Below are 15,694 nucleotides of genomic sequence, written 5' to 3' on the forward strand. Positions count from 1 at the left end.
CTATTCAACAACCAAGTCAGAAGTTGCTTTAATTGTGAGCTCTTAATCTTGGATCGGCATTGAGGTAATAGTAATCTATAAGTTCGAAAAGTAAATGAGCAGATGTCTAAGTGATAGATTTACATAAGTTTATTCTTAAAAGATATCGGCAATTACCATGGAAGCTCCAGAACAGATCGTATTAGTAGATGCTTCGAGAGACGTTACAGCCAAGATTGATGCCTATCGTTTGGCTGGCATAACAAGAACAAAACGATTGACAAGGGCAGGAATCGATTGTCGTCAGTAGAAAATATAATAAGAGATTAATTAGTCGGAAGGAGCTGCATTTCAGATGGGTGCAATTTGGATCAACCGAGGGGGATTAGTCAGGCAAACGTCCGAGATGATTGGCTACAAAGCCGGCCTTGCGTTAACGCGAAAAGAATTTGACAGCATCATGCCTAAAAAATTCAAAGAATTATGGGGAGGATCTGAAAAAGAACTCCTACGTATTCGCTCCGAGGAATATGAAGGGCTAATCGCGCATTTGCTATACGCAGTTGGCAATATATCGAGTCCCGACTTGCTGCCGTACTTTTCTCTTACAAAGAAGTATTTCAAGACACCGCTCTTTTCACTCTATTCTGAGATTAATAAGGGCTGGACCATGTACCTATCTAACTGGATGAAACAACACGATAATAGTAAGGATAAAGTAATTGACCCGTTACCTTTTTTGGAGGGCATAATTGCCAAGCACGGTAAAGACGGTCTTGCGTTGGCAGTTGAATTAATAGAAACCACGATAACGCAACAGCACATAAGCCCTCTATCAGGTGTTAGGAGCATAGATTGGAGAGACACAGCCGAACTGGAGAGCCTATTTAAGAGTCGGTCGTTAGATACGCAATACGGGGAATTCTTCGATCAGCGATATATTGACTTCCTCGCCCAAAACTTCGATCGAATCAGCGACATTCATTGGCGAAAATTCGAAGCTCTGACTTGCGAATTTTTCGAACGACATGGCTATTATGTAGAAATCGGACCAGGATCGAATGATGGTGGTATCGATGTTCGAGCATGGATTAAGGATCCTGCAGCTGGTAGTCCACCGGCATTCCTGATTCAATGCAAACGTCGTAAAGATATGGTGGAATCGGGTGTCGTTAAAGCATTGTACGCAGACGTAGAACATGAAAATGCAGATCGAGGTTTAATTGTTACCACACGTGGCCTTTCTCCAAGTGCCGATGAAGTGAGGATTGCTCGGGGGTATCCGATTGATAAAGCCGATAGGACAACGTTAAAAAAATGGATAGAAGTCATGCGCACACCAGGAACAGGAATCTTCATGTGACCCAGGGCATGAAAAAAGATTTTTCCTACATAATTTTTATCTCATAGTTACATAAATGCTGTAGTTCAATTATGAAAGGGCTGCCGAGAGGTAGTCCTTTGTTTAACTATTGATCAGGATGCCTCAAGCGATTAGCGTATATATAAAATATTGCAGTGTTGCGAAATTCACTAATTATAAATTAGATAATATACCTGACTATACATGCTAAATCAAAAAAGATTGATTATAATTAAAATGAGGTGTTTGACTTGATAGAGTTCTTTAAAAATATATGGAGAAATAGAATGAATGAGAAATTTTTATCGTTACTAGCTATAATAATAGCAATTGGAACGTTAGTTTGGCAGATAAATCAGGATATTCAGGGTAAAAAAGAAGAACTTGTTATTCATTCATATCAGGCTGATCCTGGATATAAATTTAAAATAACCCAAAGTAACAACCAAGTAATTATACCTTTTCAATATAAAATTCTACTTGCAAATACTGGTGATCCTTCTATATCATTTATAAATTTCAAAGAGGTGCAAGTGGGAACTAAAACTGATCAATCAAGAACTAATGCCTTATCAGATGTCGGATTTACATCTGAAGAAGACAAGCCGGTTAGACTTCCATTCATAATAAAATCGGGAGAAGCAATTGTTTTGAAACACATAATGCCCATTTCATTTGAACAAGAATCTATAAATGTTATTAATCAAGCTTATATTAAAGAAAACGGCTCAGATATATATAATAAAGATATTACTTACTATGACCTTCTTTATTATTCAATGAAAGCTGGAAAGGATATATTTGGAAACGATCTTACTGGAAATGGATCTAGGGATGAGATCGGTTTTCCAGAAACACAATTAAAAATTAATAATAAAAACGTTAATCAACCTAAGTTTAATCTGATTTTTACGAGTGCCAGAAACAATGAATTTGAATACACCTTAACTGTTTATCCAGGAACAAAGTAATATTTGATGTTAGCGCAGAAAAAAACATCGGCAGTCTGGTTAAAAAAGTATGTAATTGGGGCAATAGAAGGCGATTGAAAGAATCCGCCTACTCTATTGCCCCTTTTCATTGATTAGGATATAATTACCTCATTACGAAACACATTCATTTTCTCCGCTGTCTTATATTCAGCTGGAGAAGGAGCTGTTGTCTTAATTGACAACTTATAGAATATGCCTTGAGGTTGAAAAAGTATGGCCATTTTTTTGGTTATGCCTTTTTTTTCATTTCAAGGCTTTTTTTTATGTCCAAAAACATGAAAAGGGGGAGATAGAGATGGACCATATGAAGAAATACTGGCCCAAAGAGCTGGAATGCATAAGAAAAGGCGTGAATCATCTTGATGGTTACGTCACTACGATTAGTCCTCATTACATGCAAGATCGTTATCATAATTCGGGTTATCCGGATCGTGTGTTCGACGAACTTGATATCGTATGGGCAATTGCTAATGGTGAGATCGTCGAAGGGTACGATAGTGGAGAGAGAGGAAGAAATCCTGAACCGGAGCGGACCATTATCGGTCCTGCAGTATCCGGTAATTGGGCTGTCGTGATTATCTTGATGAAGACTGGTAATCAGTTCATCGTAAAAACAGTATTTCCTGTGGATAGGGAGCGTTACAGCAAATATATCCCTAAATCATGAGAGAAGAGGAATAGAAATGATGCCTGCTAAAGATGCAAACAAAGTACATGCCTTGCTTATCCTTACCTACATCGTAGGAACACTTGTCTTGATTAGTCGAGCAGTTTTTGGATAAAAATAGTGCATCTATTTTTTGTTGAATTTAGTAAACCATGATAAAATAAGGTCATAGGAGGGATGCTTTATGTCTCAATGTGGCCGGTGCAAAAAGGAGATCAATACTATGTTGATTACTAATAAACGTCAATTTGATGGAGGAACGTTAGTAGTAACTGATGTTCCAGTTCAAAAATGCGAATGTGACGAACAAATGCTTCTTAATGATAGTGCTCTGATTGCGGGTTATGTAAGATTGCTCGTGGATCGCAGTATTATTGGAGAGATTACTGTATCTATGCAGGATCTAAAGCAGAAATTCACAATCCAAGATTTCCTGCCTAAAGAAGCTCAACAACATTAATTTTTTCCTAGGAGTTATAAATAGTACAGATGTTATTGAGGAACAAAGATGTTGTTTTTCTAAATGATTCCTTTAGGAGTACATCATTTAGGATCATAACTAACGGACGTCAACGCTTCTGTAATCCCTTCAGGGATGGAGACATGATATATACCTTATTGGTGTAACTCGTGTATAAAAAATCAAATATGGATGGCATAAAGGAGGCTGCTACTGCGGTGTCCTTTTTTTTGTGCCTAAAAAAGGGAGGATCTCCGGATGATTAAAAAGGTAATGATTCAAGACGACTTAGGTATCCTTTGCAGTGGGCTTGCGATTGTTGATCTGGATGGAAGCGACGTCTGTATTGACTTTGACGTTGTAAAACCACCTCAGACGAATGTGATTGTTGGCGGCCGAAAGAAGCGAATCTCTATGGAAGATGCGGATCAATTTGAAAGAGAATTGTTCGAACTCTTCACCTTTCATAACATACCGCTAAAGATCGGCACCTATGCCATTTCAGAGGAGATCAACCAATCAAACCGGAGGGTGGAAATAGAAATGAAACAGCTGACGACAAAACGAGTTTGTCTCTTGGTCAATTTGGGAGGATTTGAAAAGCGGATGTCTGAAAACCTACTTATTGCTAAAACCTATGGTGAATTCGTTTACTCCCTTACTGGTGATGGTCTCGTCGATATAAATAAAGCTCAACTCGTTCCCGTGAATATAACGGCGCTTACACCGGCTGAGCTGCAAGTCTGGTCTTCTATGATCAACGATCAGCTAATAGAAGCGGGTTTTGATCCTGATAACACCATCATGCTGGCGGCTGGCCGCAATTATCGCGGTACGCTTCCACTTGGCATGAACATCGGGAACAATGTACGGATTGGGGCGTGAGTACGGAATGAAGCTTCGATATATTGCTTTTAAATGGCACGTAGAAGCACCGTTAGAATCGGTTGCAACTGTCCTGAAGCAAGTCAAGCTGACTCCTGGTAAAAAACAACGCTGGACCCGCTCCATAGGTACGCATTCACTCACCGTGGAGCCCAGGGTAAATATGTGTTCACCCGAACGTTCCTACTTTTGGATTCGTTTCGTTAATGAGCATGGGCCAACTGAAAAGGAGTTACTAGCTCGAGTGCTATCCGATTGGTACTTTACAATGAGTCAGCACTTTGTGACTTCAGTTAATTGGATGCAGGTTGCTCTTGATATTGAACAGTTTCGCCCAATCTACGGATTTGTCGAGAGCAATCCAAGGATTTGGTCAAAAGCGGAGAAACAACTGTATTTCTCGTTTTATCCCATTCTTGACCACTATTATTTTGAAGTCCGGAATGAGGATATTCGGAATTCGATCCCGCATCAGCGCTTTTCGCATTGGCTTGATGAATTGAAACATAATTTGAAAGGCCAGCAGAAGCCTGATGATCAAATCAGCTTCGATCTAGTTGTATAAATATCGCCCGCTGCGGCGTTTGAGAGGATGACTTATATTATGACACTAACTCCTCTGCAGGAGATCAATATTGAAACCTATTTACAATCCATGCCTGTGGATATTCAAGGGAACATTTCTGTTTGTACAGAAAAATGGTTGAAAGGGGAGACCGCTCATGGGTATCCGCATCCAGCGCAAGTTTGTGCGAATATCCAAGCTAGTAATGAGCGTCAACCTTTTCTAAGCGTTCAACAAGCCTTGAATCTGCAGCTGCTAAAAAGACATCTTCACCTGGCAGTGGCAGTGTAATTAGTTTTAGTTAAGCAAGAAGCTGGAGACCATAAAAATAATTTAATTTAAAGGAGGAAGCCCCGCTATGTTGTAATTAGGGGCTTCGCCCCAGTACATACATATGGGCAAAAAAACATGACTAAGGTACAACTGATGAAACTACAATTCGAGGCTGAAAGACGGAAGAAGCTGAAAGAATGCACAGTGATCGGTAAATTGCTGTCTAGAAGCTAGATTCCATGCCTTTAGGATGCCTATAAAAACCAATTTGTGAGGAGGAAAGCCCCGCTGCCATTGTGCATTGGGGCTTTTGCCCCTTCAATTGGCATGGGCGAAAATTATGTCTATTACAGAGGTCAATAAATATGCGGTGCGTGAAGTACGGAGTTCTTATTATCAAACGTGCAATACCAATTCTCTATCCAATAGAGATTTACTCATTCTAATCCTAGAGCCATTGGTTCGAGATAGAAGCGTATCGGTTTTGGTAGATCAGATTTTGGAAAAGGGACTTAGTTATTTAGCTTCTCTTTCCGAATTTGAGCTGTCGGTACTGTTTGGTATTGATGAGAAGCAAAGTCTTCCAATCGTATCCCTGTTTGAATTTTCCCGTAGGGTACACGTCGTTAGAAATGAAGAGATTACGATCATCCGATCACCAGAGGATTGTTACGAGTACCTGGATGATCTCAAATTTCTCGACAAAGAGCACTTTGTTCTCTTGTTTTTAGACTCGAAGAACAAAGTACTCGGAAGAGAAACGATCTCCATAGGAACTATAAACACTGGGCTTGTTCATCCCAGAGAGGTGTTTAAATCGGCTATCCGGCGCGGTGCAGTTTCCATTATTGGAGCGCATAATCACCCATCCGGAGATAGCACTCCTTCTCCTGAGGATATTGAACTAACTAAGCGATTAGTTGAAGCTGGCGAGCTTATTGGAATCAATCTACTCGATCATGTCATCATCGGGAGTCAATCCAATACAAGCATGAAAGAAAGAGGATTCATGTGAAAGGGGAATATAAATATGTATCAGGCATATAAGATGAAACTGGTACAGACTACTGTCACTGGTTTCAAACTTTTTGAAGCAGAGCACTCCTTTTCTTTTGGAATGGGCAATCATATCGCTGGTGATCGCGGGCAGGGTAAAACCGCCCTTAGCGAAGCTATTATATGGTGCCTTAAAGGATGCGACTTAACGGGGAATGTAAAGGGAGTCAAGAAACGTTTGGCTAATCCCAATACTAAAGAAATGAAAGTCGTTACTACTTGGGAGTTTCATACACCTGAAGGGCTACTGAATAAGCATTCCTTCTGCCGTATTAGTACTGCCCGCTCCATGCGCCTCTTTCTGGATGATGAAAAGGTCAGCCAAAATGATTTTGATGCATGGTTTGGGGAAACAGATACATTACTTAGTATCTTTCTTCCCGGGTATATCGGAGGAATCGGAGCGGCTAGGATGAACCATGTAGTCCTTTCCATGCTACCAGCACAAGATATCTCTCAAGTCATGAATAGTCTTCCAGCGGAGACTCAGACCCGTCTGAATCTAGATGAACTGAGCGATCCGCTCCAGTATCTTCAGTCTCTAAAAATCGAGCTGGGGGAATGGAACGACTATATTCAAGAGACGGAAAAAACAATAGAGCAACTGCTTCTCAGTAACGCGCTACGAGGATCTTCTGCAATCATCGAGGATGATGAGCGAAAAATGGCGGATATACGTCAACAAATTGAGATGCTCGAAGAGGAAGCAGGACCAACATTTCCGGAACATATCACCTTATGGGAAGAAGAATCTAAAGTTCTCCGAAAGAGATATGATGCGGAAGTTGAAAGCTGGGGAAAGTTAAACAAAACGCCGGTTAACGGTGGAGAGCGAGAACGTTTCAAAAGAAAACTAGAGCTAGATCAAATCGCAAATCGCTGTAATGCTATCCTGGAAGAGGGCTTTTCCCTACGGAAGGACATAAATAAAAATCGTGCACAATACGAGGAAGAAAAGGCAGAGTTCATTGCACGAACTGAGCAGGAGCTACAGCGACTCCAGATTGATCTTCAGATGATCGAGGCGAAAATTGAACTGAAACAAAAGACCGGTCATTCCTTTAAACAATTCCCGCTACATCAGAAAAATTTAGATGATGCGAAAATACAAAGGGAATATCTTCAGGTAGAGGTCGAGTCCGTGCAGCAATTCATGCTACGGTATGCTGAACTGCAAGTGATAGCCGCAAATCGCGAGTTATCTAGTGCTGAAATCTTGTTTATTCCAAGACGCGGCAAAGTGGGAGATTACACCTTCCATTACCGCCTACGGTATAAAGAGAGAGAGTACTACTTGCTATCTGGTGCTGATAAAAATCGAGTTTCGTTTGAGCTTGCAGATTTAGTGGCCATGACGCTAGGGATGGTGATTCCTGTCTTTATTGATAACTGTGAATCGATTAAAGAAGTCATCGGAGAGCGCACTCAGTTCTTTGTGACCTCTTACCTTCCCCAAGCCGAATTGTCTCACGAAATCATTGTTGCATAGAAAGAAAAACAAGGAGGATTACGGGTGTAATACAACCGTTAATCCTCTTCATTTGTTATGGGGAGGTATTTAAAAATGATAATTATTCTTATAGAAACGTTTGTACTCGTATTCATTTTCGCTATTCTCCTTGGATCTATGTTATTTACGGCAAAATCAATAGTATTCGGACGTTATTTAAACCGATACTTCGTAGTTAGTCGTAATGGAAAGGGTGCTTACACCCTTCATCATAGCCCTGCTTTTGGCTTTTACTATGCACATCGGGAGAAGTATTCAAGGCTGCAGGAAGATGCTATACGAAAGTTTAAAGCAGGGTACCCGGATATCGTGTTACATTCTGAAACTTCGACCTTACAAGGCTATTATGCAAAATTAGGTCTGAATGGAACACCGGTACAGCAAAATAGAGTAGAGCGAGTAATCAGTATTGGAATGAACTACTTTCTCATTTTGATGAATCTAGCAAATTACCGTAAACGCAATCAGCAAGAATGGCAATTCATTCATCTCATGCGGCGGGTCAGAGTGAGTACTCCAATGCAGTATGTAATACTCAGCTTAAATGAAGCACAAAAACATGATGATACGAGAGAATGATTTGAATCTTCTGTTCAATCATTAAAAAATATAAAAGGATGGTCCAGATGAATGAACTTTGCGGTACGACTCTAATTCATGCCTACTCACGAGCAGATAAGATCCAGGATGGCGGCTTAATTGACGTTTCAGAGCCAGCTAGACAAATTGGTATAGTCTATCCTGTTGCCATTAGTAGTGCGGTATGGATCGGAGCCATACAAGAGATCGATGGAGATAAGCCATTCGATATTAAAACACGTGGAGCTTTGTGGAGATGTTTAAGTATGCTTGCTTCTGTGGCAAGAAACTCCACAACTAATGATCACAAGCTGCTTTTCACCGTCCCTTTGGCTGATAAGCAGGGGAATATTGAGAATGTTCAGCTCAAAGCGATCATTGGCCCTGGAGATAACTTGGAAGCGGTTATTACTATTATGGAGCCCGAGGAGGATTAGATATGCCTCAATACGAACAAATGGATCTTCTTAGCTATATAGAAGATATGGAAGCGATGGCTGCTGTAGAAGCGGACATAGCGAAGTCAGAAGGACTTTTGAGAGTGATCGTGAGACGAACATTTTCGGAAAAGGAGTGGTTAATTAAGTTCTGCTCCCGCTCCCTAAATCGTTTGCAGTCATTCATCTTCTCTAACCTTACTGTTCATTATCCAATTAAACCAGCCGATCCATCTACAGACCTTAAAAATATGAAGTCAGAGGAAGCCGGCATTTGTTTATCTAGTGCACGAATAAACAAAACCATTCCAGCTGTAAAGCGGTGGGGTTCTCAGAATGCATTACGTATTCAAAAGGGCATAAAAAACCTACAGAACCTCTTTCAGCAGAGATTAATGACTAAAGATGTAGCAGTCTGCAAATCTAGCGAAAAACGCATAGAGAAGAACCCAGAGTCCTATCAGGAGGCATCTTCAGGACAGTCGTTACCTATGCTCCGCCCACCTACCTTTTTCGGACTTATCCCTTGGGTGAACGTCTATACTGTCACTCGGGCATTTGGAGGATCCGAAGATGGTGGATGGTACTATCGCCAGTATACGTGCGTAAAAAGCCAGCAAGTTTGGCTTTGGGACGCTGAGGTAACGGAAGCGATGTTTCTGAGAACTTATGAAGGGTTAGCATGGGGGTTGCTCTGTAAAGAAGCAACCGGACAAGAAGTGGTTGTGAGAATTGAGAGAAGAAGAGCTGCACTTCAGTACGCTGAGAAACCAGCTTATGATCCAGAGATCGTGGTGGAGAGTGCCGTGCAACTGAGATCAAAAACTCAGAAAAACATAGTGCGGTCTACGCCGTTTCCTATCATGAAACCTACTTCGAGTACTTTCAGCTCTATTAGCCAGAAGAAGAATAGTATTCAAATGGTGCGTACCGCTTCTCTTGATGAAGAGCCGTGTGAACGATGCAAAGGTTCAGGTAGAACTCGATACCTTCATATTAAGAACGGAATCTGTTTTTTATGTGGTGGAAGCGGGGAAAAATCGAGACAAAAACAAGAGCTCTTAAATACGGAACCATCTTTTACGTAGTGATGGAAAGGAATATATGACGAACGAAATAAAAGTAGAGGAGGTGACCTGGCAGAAGACAGGATTAATTCCATGGTCTTTGTTAGGTCAATAAATATGGACACTGAGATTCAAAAACAAATAGAAGCGTATGAGTTAGCCCGCTCCAAATATCTAAAAAAAATAACAAAGGATGACTTGCGGAATTCCAGACTTCTCTGTGAGCCGCAGATCCTTAGATTTGATGGGATGACTTCGGAAGAGCGAGATCATGTCATTACTACAGAAGTAATGGGATGGGAGCCACATACGTTTGAGGTCCCGGCATTTCTATCTCACGTGCATTATTGTAGGGGCTCATTCAAACCTTCTCAAGACATGAATCATGCCCTGCAAGTGTTTGAGTATACCCTTATCGCAGATAAGACTAGGCTTATTCCTTGTGGTTCTGGCGCTGGGCTCTTTTGGAGTATCTACTATGATGATATTTATATTGGGGTTGGAAAAACACCACAGATGGCTATTTGTAAATATGCACTCATTATTAATGATGTGCTGCTGTATAAAATAAATGCGGCATAATAGTTGAGACAGGCCACAAATATAGCGATACTGTTAAGACATTGAGTACGAAAGAACTAAATAAGACCGATCTTTTGATCGGTCTTATTTCTGTTATTTATATAAAAATAGAGGCTGGGTCACATCTTGATCTAGCCTCTTTTTGTACTTTCGTTTAATGCAGCAATAAGTTTTCTGTGTTAACAATTAGAATTTTTTTATACGGTTGTGATTTTCGATCATCGTTACACTGTATAGAACATCAGCCCAAGTAAATATAGCAGCTCCAACTGCTAGCTCGGACTGAATCAGAAGAATCGTTCCTATTGTACGAGGTGAGGGATACACCAAAGACAATAGTATCCTGAATGAACTTCACCAAAAAAACCACAAATAAAGGAGATCAAATATTATGGCATATACATTCTCTTCTCTCACTGCTTCTAATGGAATTACGCTCAAGGTTATTAAAACCACTCCAGGCAACATTAAGCCAGTAGGTATCACTCCACTCGCCCCTGTTACCTCGGGAAGCGTATACGGAGTTAATGCAGGATTCGCGAATAACAGTAACTATAACGAATGCTTTAGCATCGGTGTATACAATGACGTTCCCGTAAAGGGAGCAAAGGGTGTTCACAATACCGGCTGGTTCAATGAATACTACACTCGCGGAACATTGGTATACGATGCCTATATTAACAGTTTAAGTGTTAAGGTAATCGATAATGCCTCACAATCAGGTTATGTGCGTCCGGATATGTACTGGGCTATCGGAGGAATTAGCTTAGGATTGCAAAACACCAATTGGTCCTCGCAAATGACTACTGAGCACGTTGAAGGCATTGGTGGTGTAAGTTCAAGTGCTGCTAGAACAGCAATTGTCTATGATAGCTCCAACAATATTCATTTAGTTATTACGGAAAGTAAAACTAGCATCACTGCATTCCGGGCAGCTATCCTAAACAAAATCCCAAATGTTCGTGATGGTGTACTTCTCGATGGCGGTGGTTCAACAGAGATGCTCTGTAAAGAATATACGTTTACCGGCACCGATCCAAATCGTAAACTTGGGTTTATGGTTGGAATCATTAACAAGTAATGCAAACAAAAAAAGAAAGTCAGTTAAATTTAACTGGCTTTCTTTTTTTGTTTGTACTATTTAATCTATACCATTTATTTTCCACGCTCCATCCACTTTCATTAAGGTATACATCGTATCGCCAACAGAACCATAAGGAGAATCTTTGTACTCCTCATGAATCGAAACTGTTATTTGATTTTCACTTTCGGACATAAATTTGGGAGCACTTAATTTCATAATTCTCGTTTTATCTTTTTCATAAGCCTCTATATCAGATTGTGAACTATCCTTAGTAAATACTGAAGCATATAGATCCTTATCCCGTTTATTAAAATACTCCACTCGTTGGTTTACCACTGAAAGCACATCTTGCTGTGCTCCTTGATAGGCAGTTGCATCAATGTAAGTAGTTTTAACCTCTTCTTTTGATGAACAAGCAGACAAGAAAAATAAAACCAGGATTAAACTCATCAATTGTATCTTCCTCATGGGGTGATTCCTCCTTCGGTTAATTTTGATTTCCTTTCTTATACAATTTAAACGCTTTAAGGATGTAATTGTTTCTAAAAGTTACAATTAAATATTTAAAGGATAGCTATCCTTGTTATTAATGTCTGACAGTAAAAATTATCTAGTGATTCAAATAATTAACCAAATAAAGTATAATAAATAGGAACATTTGTTCTTGTATTGGTTGTGATTTTACTCGTTCACTTCACTTTATATAGTATAGGGCGAACAGTCTAATTCAAGAAAGGAAGATCCTTCATGGAAGAAATCTATAATATGAATAGTAAAAATTCAAGGGCTGTTACAAACATTACCGGATATGAATTTGAATTATCTTTGCAGCATCCTATTGTACTTGGGTTCTCCTCACACCCAGAGAATGCGATATTAGTAGAAAAATTTATTAACAATCCAACTGAATCCAACCATGAAAAGTTAAATCAAGCCTTTAAAATTTATATTTTTGCCATCCGATTTACAAAGTATCTTAGTTCTCTCATTACAAATAGCCGAATCGATTATCTAAGGAAAGTAAAAAAAGATGAGGAGCGAGAGTTGCTAATCTTTGATAAACCATTGTCAACAGATGAGGATGTAGCTTTAGGAGAGATTTTATCGAATGTTTACCACGGGGAGGATATTCCTCAAGTAACAGTTGATCCTGATGTATTCCAATCACAGCTTAATAATGAATGGTTATATCATGGATTCTCCAAATTAACACCTAAACAAAAATTTGTGATAACCCTTGCCTATTCCTCCTGTAGTCGAGATAGTGAGATAGCGTTACTCTTACATGTAACCCAGCAGTCTATCTCTAAAACACGAAAAACATCTTTACAGAAGTTGAAACGGTATATTCCCCCATTGAATATTGAATCGGCAATAAAGGAGGGAAGCTAGCATGGATCAGGCTCAGTTAATTACTGTAATATCAACGACAATCGGTAATTTCGGCTTTCCTATAGTGTTAACAGGTTATTTATTATTACGTTTCGAAAAAAAAATAGATAACCTCATTACTACGATTCAAGATTTCAAACTGGCATTGCTTGGGGAGGAGGATAAAAAGAAGTGAAGAACTCTGAATTATTTGAATGTGCGCGTAAAGCACAATTCGGTGACCGAGAGGCCATGCGCAAAATTTTAGATGCTTATTATCCTTTAATTCGTAAAACATCAAGAACTCTATCTTCACTTTCCGCTAAAGACTTTGAGCAATCTACCATTGAAAAAATTGTAAGGGCTGTTCATAATTACGATCTTGACTCTCTCCCGGATTTTGAAACTTTTATTCACATGGAAAATAACCTCTAATCTACATTTCCAATCCTCTTAAACAGAAGAAAGCCCCCTTACATAGGTGGCTTTCTTCTGTTGCTGACCAACCAAAGAGAACATAGATAGCGTACCTGCGGACCAGTGACACTCATCGACCAATCGTAATCTTTATAAGTAACCTTTATCACGTCAGTTTTAACAAATGACCGTGAGATTACGCAGCCAGTTTGTCTATATTCACAGACTAAGATTAATTATTTTCTTTTCCAGACTCTATATAGATCTTGCACTACTTCCTTTCCTAGCTGTATAAGGGATAAGGGACGACAGAACCACATGAGTATAAAAAATATGACATAGTGAAGAATTTGCCAAGGTGAATTGTGTAATAAATCATGAGCATATAAGTGGTACAAGCGCTGGTTTAAAAACATCATTACACCACCAAATGATATTCTCAATATTAATGATATTAGTGTAGTATCTATCATTTATTAAATCTCTCCCTTTTATCTTCGGTTATTTTCGTATAATTTCAGACAACAAGCAGAACCCCTTGATACGTACCTCCTTATTGATTTATAGAAAAAAGCACCGATAGATTCACAACCATGAATGTATTTACTCATAGTTTAAGAATTTATCGGTGCTTCCGATTAATTAGCATATTTGATTGTGGTAGGCTACTTACTGATTATTTAATCATTCTTCGGGGTATTTTGCAATCGAATGAAATATATAGAGGCTAAGAGGAAGTATTACATCAGTTCATCTTCTTTCCAAACAATAGGTTTAAGAACATCTTCTAATATGATGCAGTTCAATTAAGGGGATATTTACTGTTAAAGAGTAGGATTCTCTTTCCAAATCACCTAAGAGATCATATACTAGATCTATTACGAAACACATTTATTTTCTCTGCAGAACTATAATTCATGCAGAGAAGGGGAATTCTGCACAGCAGAAAAAAATAGGGCTTAAATTATGGAGACAAAAAGGTATACGGGATACGTATATTCTTTTTTTGTCTCCTTTTTTTATGCCCAAAAAAAGAGGAGGAATTACGATGAGCCTTTTAACATCTTGCTGTAAAAAAGAACAAACTTGGCGTCATACCAGTGAAAAGCCTTTAAATGATCACTACTCAATAGCTTGCAAAGAACCAGTTTGCTCAAGCTGTGGTGATGAACATCCTGCGATGATTCAAGTATGTGATTGCTGCGGGAATGAAGGGGTTTTACAGGAGACACGATTAGGTGAATGGTGCGGTCAATGTATTAGGCTGTATCCCAAGGATTTAAATCTGGAGCAATGAGTCTATACATGACCATTAAGCATTAATTAGGAGAAATAATAATTAAACTCGAGGTGGAATAATGCGAAGAATTGCTTTTATAACAGAGTCTTCAGCAAGACCAAATGAACCGATGCCGGCACACCAGTTCTTTCAAGGAACGCAAAGTCGATGGGTTAATAAAGTTATCGAGTACATGGAAGTCCGTGACTTTCCACATGAAGACATCTTCTTTTTGAGTCATTATGAGCAGCGAGTTATTGGCTATAAGGATTTAGTCGAGCCGTATCCTAAGCAAAAATATCATCCACGAAAAAATGAGGCGATTGAGTTAGCCCATAAGGTCGTAAATCTGATTCTCCGTATGGAATCATTGCCTTTTGTAGAAATTCATGCAGGTCGAACCTTCTCAGATCCGCTTAAGCAACTGCTTGATGAGCATAACGTTTTATATCGCGTATATGGATCTGGAATACCGTTAGGAAGCAAACCAAATTATTACGCTGATTTAATTGAGGAGGAGCTGAACAAGCGAAAACTCAAGGAAATTCAACGTGAGAAGTGGCAGATCACTTCAATGATTCGGTTGCAGACTCCCCAAGAAGCTAGTGAGGTTGTTACTAGTTTTAGTAATAGCGCACATCTTTATGGCATCGAGCGGAATCTAGAAGAGCTAAAGGAGCTCCTCGGAAATTACAACCAGAAGCGGAAAGACGTTAAAAATGCTTTAGGAGAAATGGAGCAATTGCTTCAAGAAGAAGATCAAACCGGTGAACTCGCATACTTTCTACAGGCAAAAGGTTCACTTGCAGAACTGCATGCAGATTCCAACTTTGAGAGTATTAAAAACAAATATGGTAAGTGCCTAGCAAAATTTACATTGTGTCTGATCAAGCAGAGCTATGTACTGCAGAGTGAATCTAAAATTAGCGCAGCGCTACTCCGTACACAAATCGCACTTATCAAATAAGGAATGGTACTTCATATGAATGAAATGTTAAAGATGCGATTCCATACTCTCTAGTATCAGGTGCGACGAAGGTACGGAATAATCCGTATTGAGGTTCATTGTAGCCCCCTTCAGCGAGCTCCCAATTGGGATATGTAGCACTTACGCAGATCGTTCGAGAA

21 protein-coding genes are annotated in these 15,694 nt (G+C 39.5%); 20 read left to right on the forward strand and 1 reads right to left on the reverse strand.

Features of this window, described 5'->3' with window-relative positions:
* Window positions 1–157: 157 nt before the first annotated feature.
* The 15 genes from ACDZ28_RS00935 (at window position 158) to ACDZ28_RS01005 (ending at window position 11,496) form a co-directional block, all read left to right on the forward strand.
* Window positions 158–289 carry a hypothetical protein gene (locus ACDZ28_RS00935; protein ID WP_375102269.1) on the forward strand — a complete coding sequence of 44 codons (132 nt, stop codon included), beginning with the start codon at window positions 158–160 and terminating at the stop codon, window positions 287–289.
* A gap of 45 nt (window positions 290–334) precedes the next feature.
* Window positions 335–1,342, forward strand: a complete 1,008-nt coding sequence (locus ACDZ28_RS00940) for a restriction endonuclease (protein WP_375102270.1) — start codon at window positions 335–337, stop codon at window positions 1,340–1,342.
* Between the two features lie 287 nt (window positions 1,343–1,629).
* Complete coding sequence (locus tag ACDZ28_RS00945) at window positions 1,630–2,313, forward strand: hypothetical protein (protein ID WP_375102271.1); 684 nt, start codon at window positions 1,630–1,632, stop codon at window positions 2,311–2,313.
* Window positions 2,314–2,629: 316 nt separating this feature from the next.
* Window positions 2,630–3,001: a DUF4258 domain-containing protein gene (locus tag ACDZ28_RS00950; protein ID WP_375102272.1), complete on the forward strand. Its 372-nt coding sequence runs from the start codon at window positions 2,630–2,632 to the stop codon at window positions 2,999–3,001.
* Window positions 3,002–3,224: 223 nt separating this feature from the next.
* Window positions 3,225–3,461, forward strand: a complete 237-nt coding sequence (locus ACDZ28_RS00955) for a hypothetical protein (protein ID WP_229696535.1) — start codon at window positions 3,225–3,227, stop codon at window positions 3,459–3,461.
* A gap of 258 nt (window positions 3,462–3,719) precedes the next feature.
* Complete coding sequence (locus ACDZ28_RS00960; protein ID WP_375102273.1) at window positions 3,720–4,346, forward strand: hypothetical protein; 627 nt, start codon at window positions 3,720–3,722, stop codon at window positions 4,344–4,346.
* A gap of 7 nt (window positions 4,347–4,353) precedes the next feature.
* A complete protein-coding gene (locus tag ACDZ28_RS00965) occupies window positions 4,354–4,911 on the forward strand; it encodes a hypothetical protein (RefSeq protein ID WP_375102274.1) in 558 nt (185 codons plus the stop codon).
* Between the two features lie 39 nt (window positions 4,912–4,950).
* Window positions 4,951–5,202, forward strand: a complete 252-nt coding sequence (locus ACDZ28_RS00970) for a hypothetical protein (protein ID WP_076179572.1) — start codon at window positions 4,951–4,953, stop codon at window positions 5,200–5,202.
* A gap of 322 nt (window positions 5,203–5,524) precedes the next feature.
* A complete protein-coding gene (radC, locus tag ACDZ28_RS00975; RefSeq protein WP_375102275.1) occupies window positions 5,525–6,199 on the forward strand; it encodes a DNA repair protein RadC in 675 nt (224 codons plus the stop codon).
* A 15-nt stretch (window positions 6,200–6,214) separates the two neighbouring features.
* Window positions 6,215–7,729 carry a hypothetical protein gene (locus tag ACDZ28_RS00980; protein ID WP_375102276.1) on the forward strand — a complete coding sequence of 505 codons (1,515 nt, stop codon included), beginning with the start codon at window positions 6,215–6,217 and terminating at the stop codon, window positions 7,727–7,729.
* A 75-nt stretch (window positions 7,730–7,804) separates the two neighbouring features.
* Complete coding sequence (locus ACDZ28_RS00985; RefSeq protein WP_375102277.1) at window positions 7,805–8,329, forward strand: hypothetical protein; 525 nt, start codon at window positions 7,805–7,807, stop codon at window positions 8,327–8,329.
* A gap of 47 nt (window positions 8,330–8,376) precedes the next feature.
* Window positions 8,377–8,766 carry a DUF6573 family protein gene (locus tag ACDZ28_RS00990; RefSeq protein WP_280788843.1) on the forward strand — a complete coding sequence of 130 codons (390 nt, stop codon included), beginning with the start codon at window positions 8,377–8,379 and terminating at the stop codon, window positions 8,764–8,766.
* Window positions 8,767–8,768: 2 nt separating this feature from the next.
* Window positions 8,769–9,854 carry a hypothetical protein gene (locus tag ACDZ28_RS00995; protein WP_375102278.1) on the forward strand — a complete coding sequence of 362 codons (1,086 nt, stop codon included), beginning with the start codon at window positions 8,769–8,771 and terminating at the stop codon, window positions 9,852–9,854.
* Window positions 9,855–9,950: 96 nt separating this feature from the next.
* Entirely contained in the window at window positions 9,951–10,415 is a 465-nt protein-coding gene (locus ACDZ28_RS01000; RefSeq protein WP_375102279.1) for a hypothetical protein, read from the forward strand.
* Between the two features lie 391 nt (window positions 10,416–10,806).
* A complete protein-coding gene (locus ACDZ28_RS01005) occupies window positions 10,807–11,496 on the forward strand; it encodes a phosphodiester glycosidase family protein (RefSeq protein ID WP_280788846.1) in 690 nt (229 codons plus the stop codon).
* Between the two features lie 60 nt (window positions 11,497–11,556).
* On the opposite strand, the gene ACDZ28_RS01010 is transcribed toward ACDZ28_RS01005, so the two are convergent.
* On the reverse strand, window positions 11,557–11,967 hold the full coding sequence (locus ACDZ28_RS01010; protein WP_280788847.1) for a hypothetical protein: 411 nt from the start codon (window positions 11,965–11,967) through the stop codon (window positions 11,557–11,559).
* 279 nt (window positions 11,968–12,246) lie between these two features.
* Here ACDZ28_RS01010 and ACDZ28_RS01015 point away from each other — a divergent pair, with 279 nt between their 5' ends.
* The 5 genes from ACDZ28_RS01015 to ACDZ28_RS01035 all read left to right on the forward strand — a co-directional run bounded on the left by ACDZ28_RS01015 (window position 12,247) and on the right by ACDZ28_RS01035 (window position 15,533).
* Window positions 12,247–12,891 carry a hypothetical protein gene (locus tag ACDZ28_RS01015; protein WP_375102280.1) on the forward strand — a complete coding sequence of 215 codons (645 nt, stop codon included), beginning with the start codon at window positions 12,247–12,249 and terminating at the stop codon, window positions 12,889–12,891.
* Between the two features lies 1 nt (window position 12,892).
* Window positions 12,893–13,066, forward strand: coding sequence for a YvrJ family protein (locus ACDZ28_RS01020; RefSeq protein WP_280788849.1), 174 nt, complete (start codon window positions 12,893–12,895; stop codon window positions 13,064–13,066).
* Window positions 13,063–13,305: a helix-turn-helix domain-containing protein gene (locus ACDZ28_RS01025; protein WP_375102281.1), complete on the forward strand. Its 243-nt coding sequence runs from the start codon at window positions 13,063–13,065 to the stop codon at window positions 13,303–13,305. Before ACDZ28_RS01020 ends, ACDZ28_RS01025 begins: the two co-directional genes overlap by 4 nt.
* 1,030 nt (window positions 13,306–14,335) lie before the next feature.
* Window positions 14,336–14,584: a hypothetical protein gene (locus ACDZ28_RS01030; protein WP_280788851.1), complete on the forward strand. Its 249-nt coding sequence runs from the start codon at window positions 14,336–14,338 to the stop codon at window positions 14,582–14,584.
* A gap of 61 nt (window positions 14,585–14,645) precedes the next feature.
* A complete protein-coding gene (locus tag ACDZ28_RS01035; RefSeq protein ID WP_280788852.1) occupies window positions 14,646–15,533 on the forward strand; it encodes a hypothetical protein in 888 nt (295 codons plus the stop codon).
* Window positions 15,534–15,694 lie beyond the last annotated feature (161 nt).

This window comes from Paenibacillus sp. RS8, assembly GCF_041956825.1.
GTDB lineage: Bacteria > Bacillota > Bacilli > Paenibacillales > Paenibacillaceae > Paenibacillus_AQ.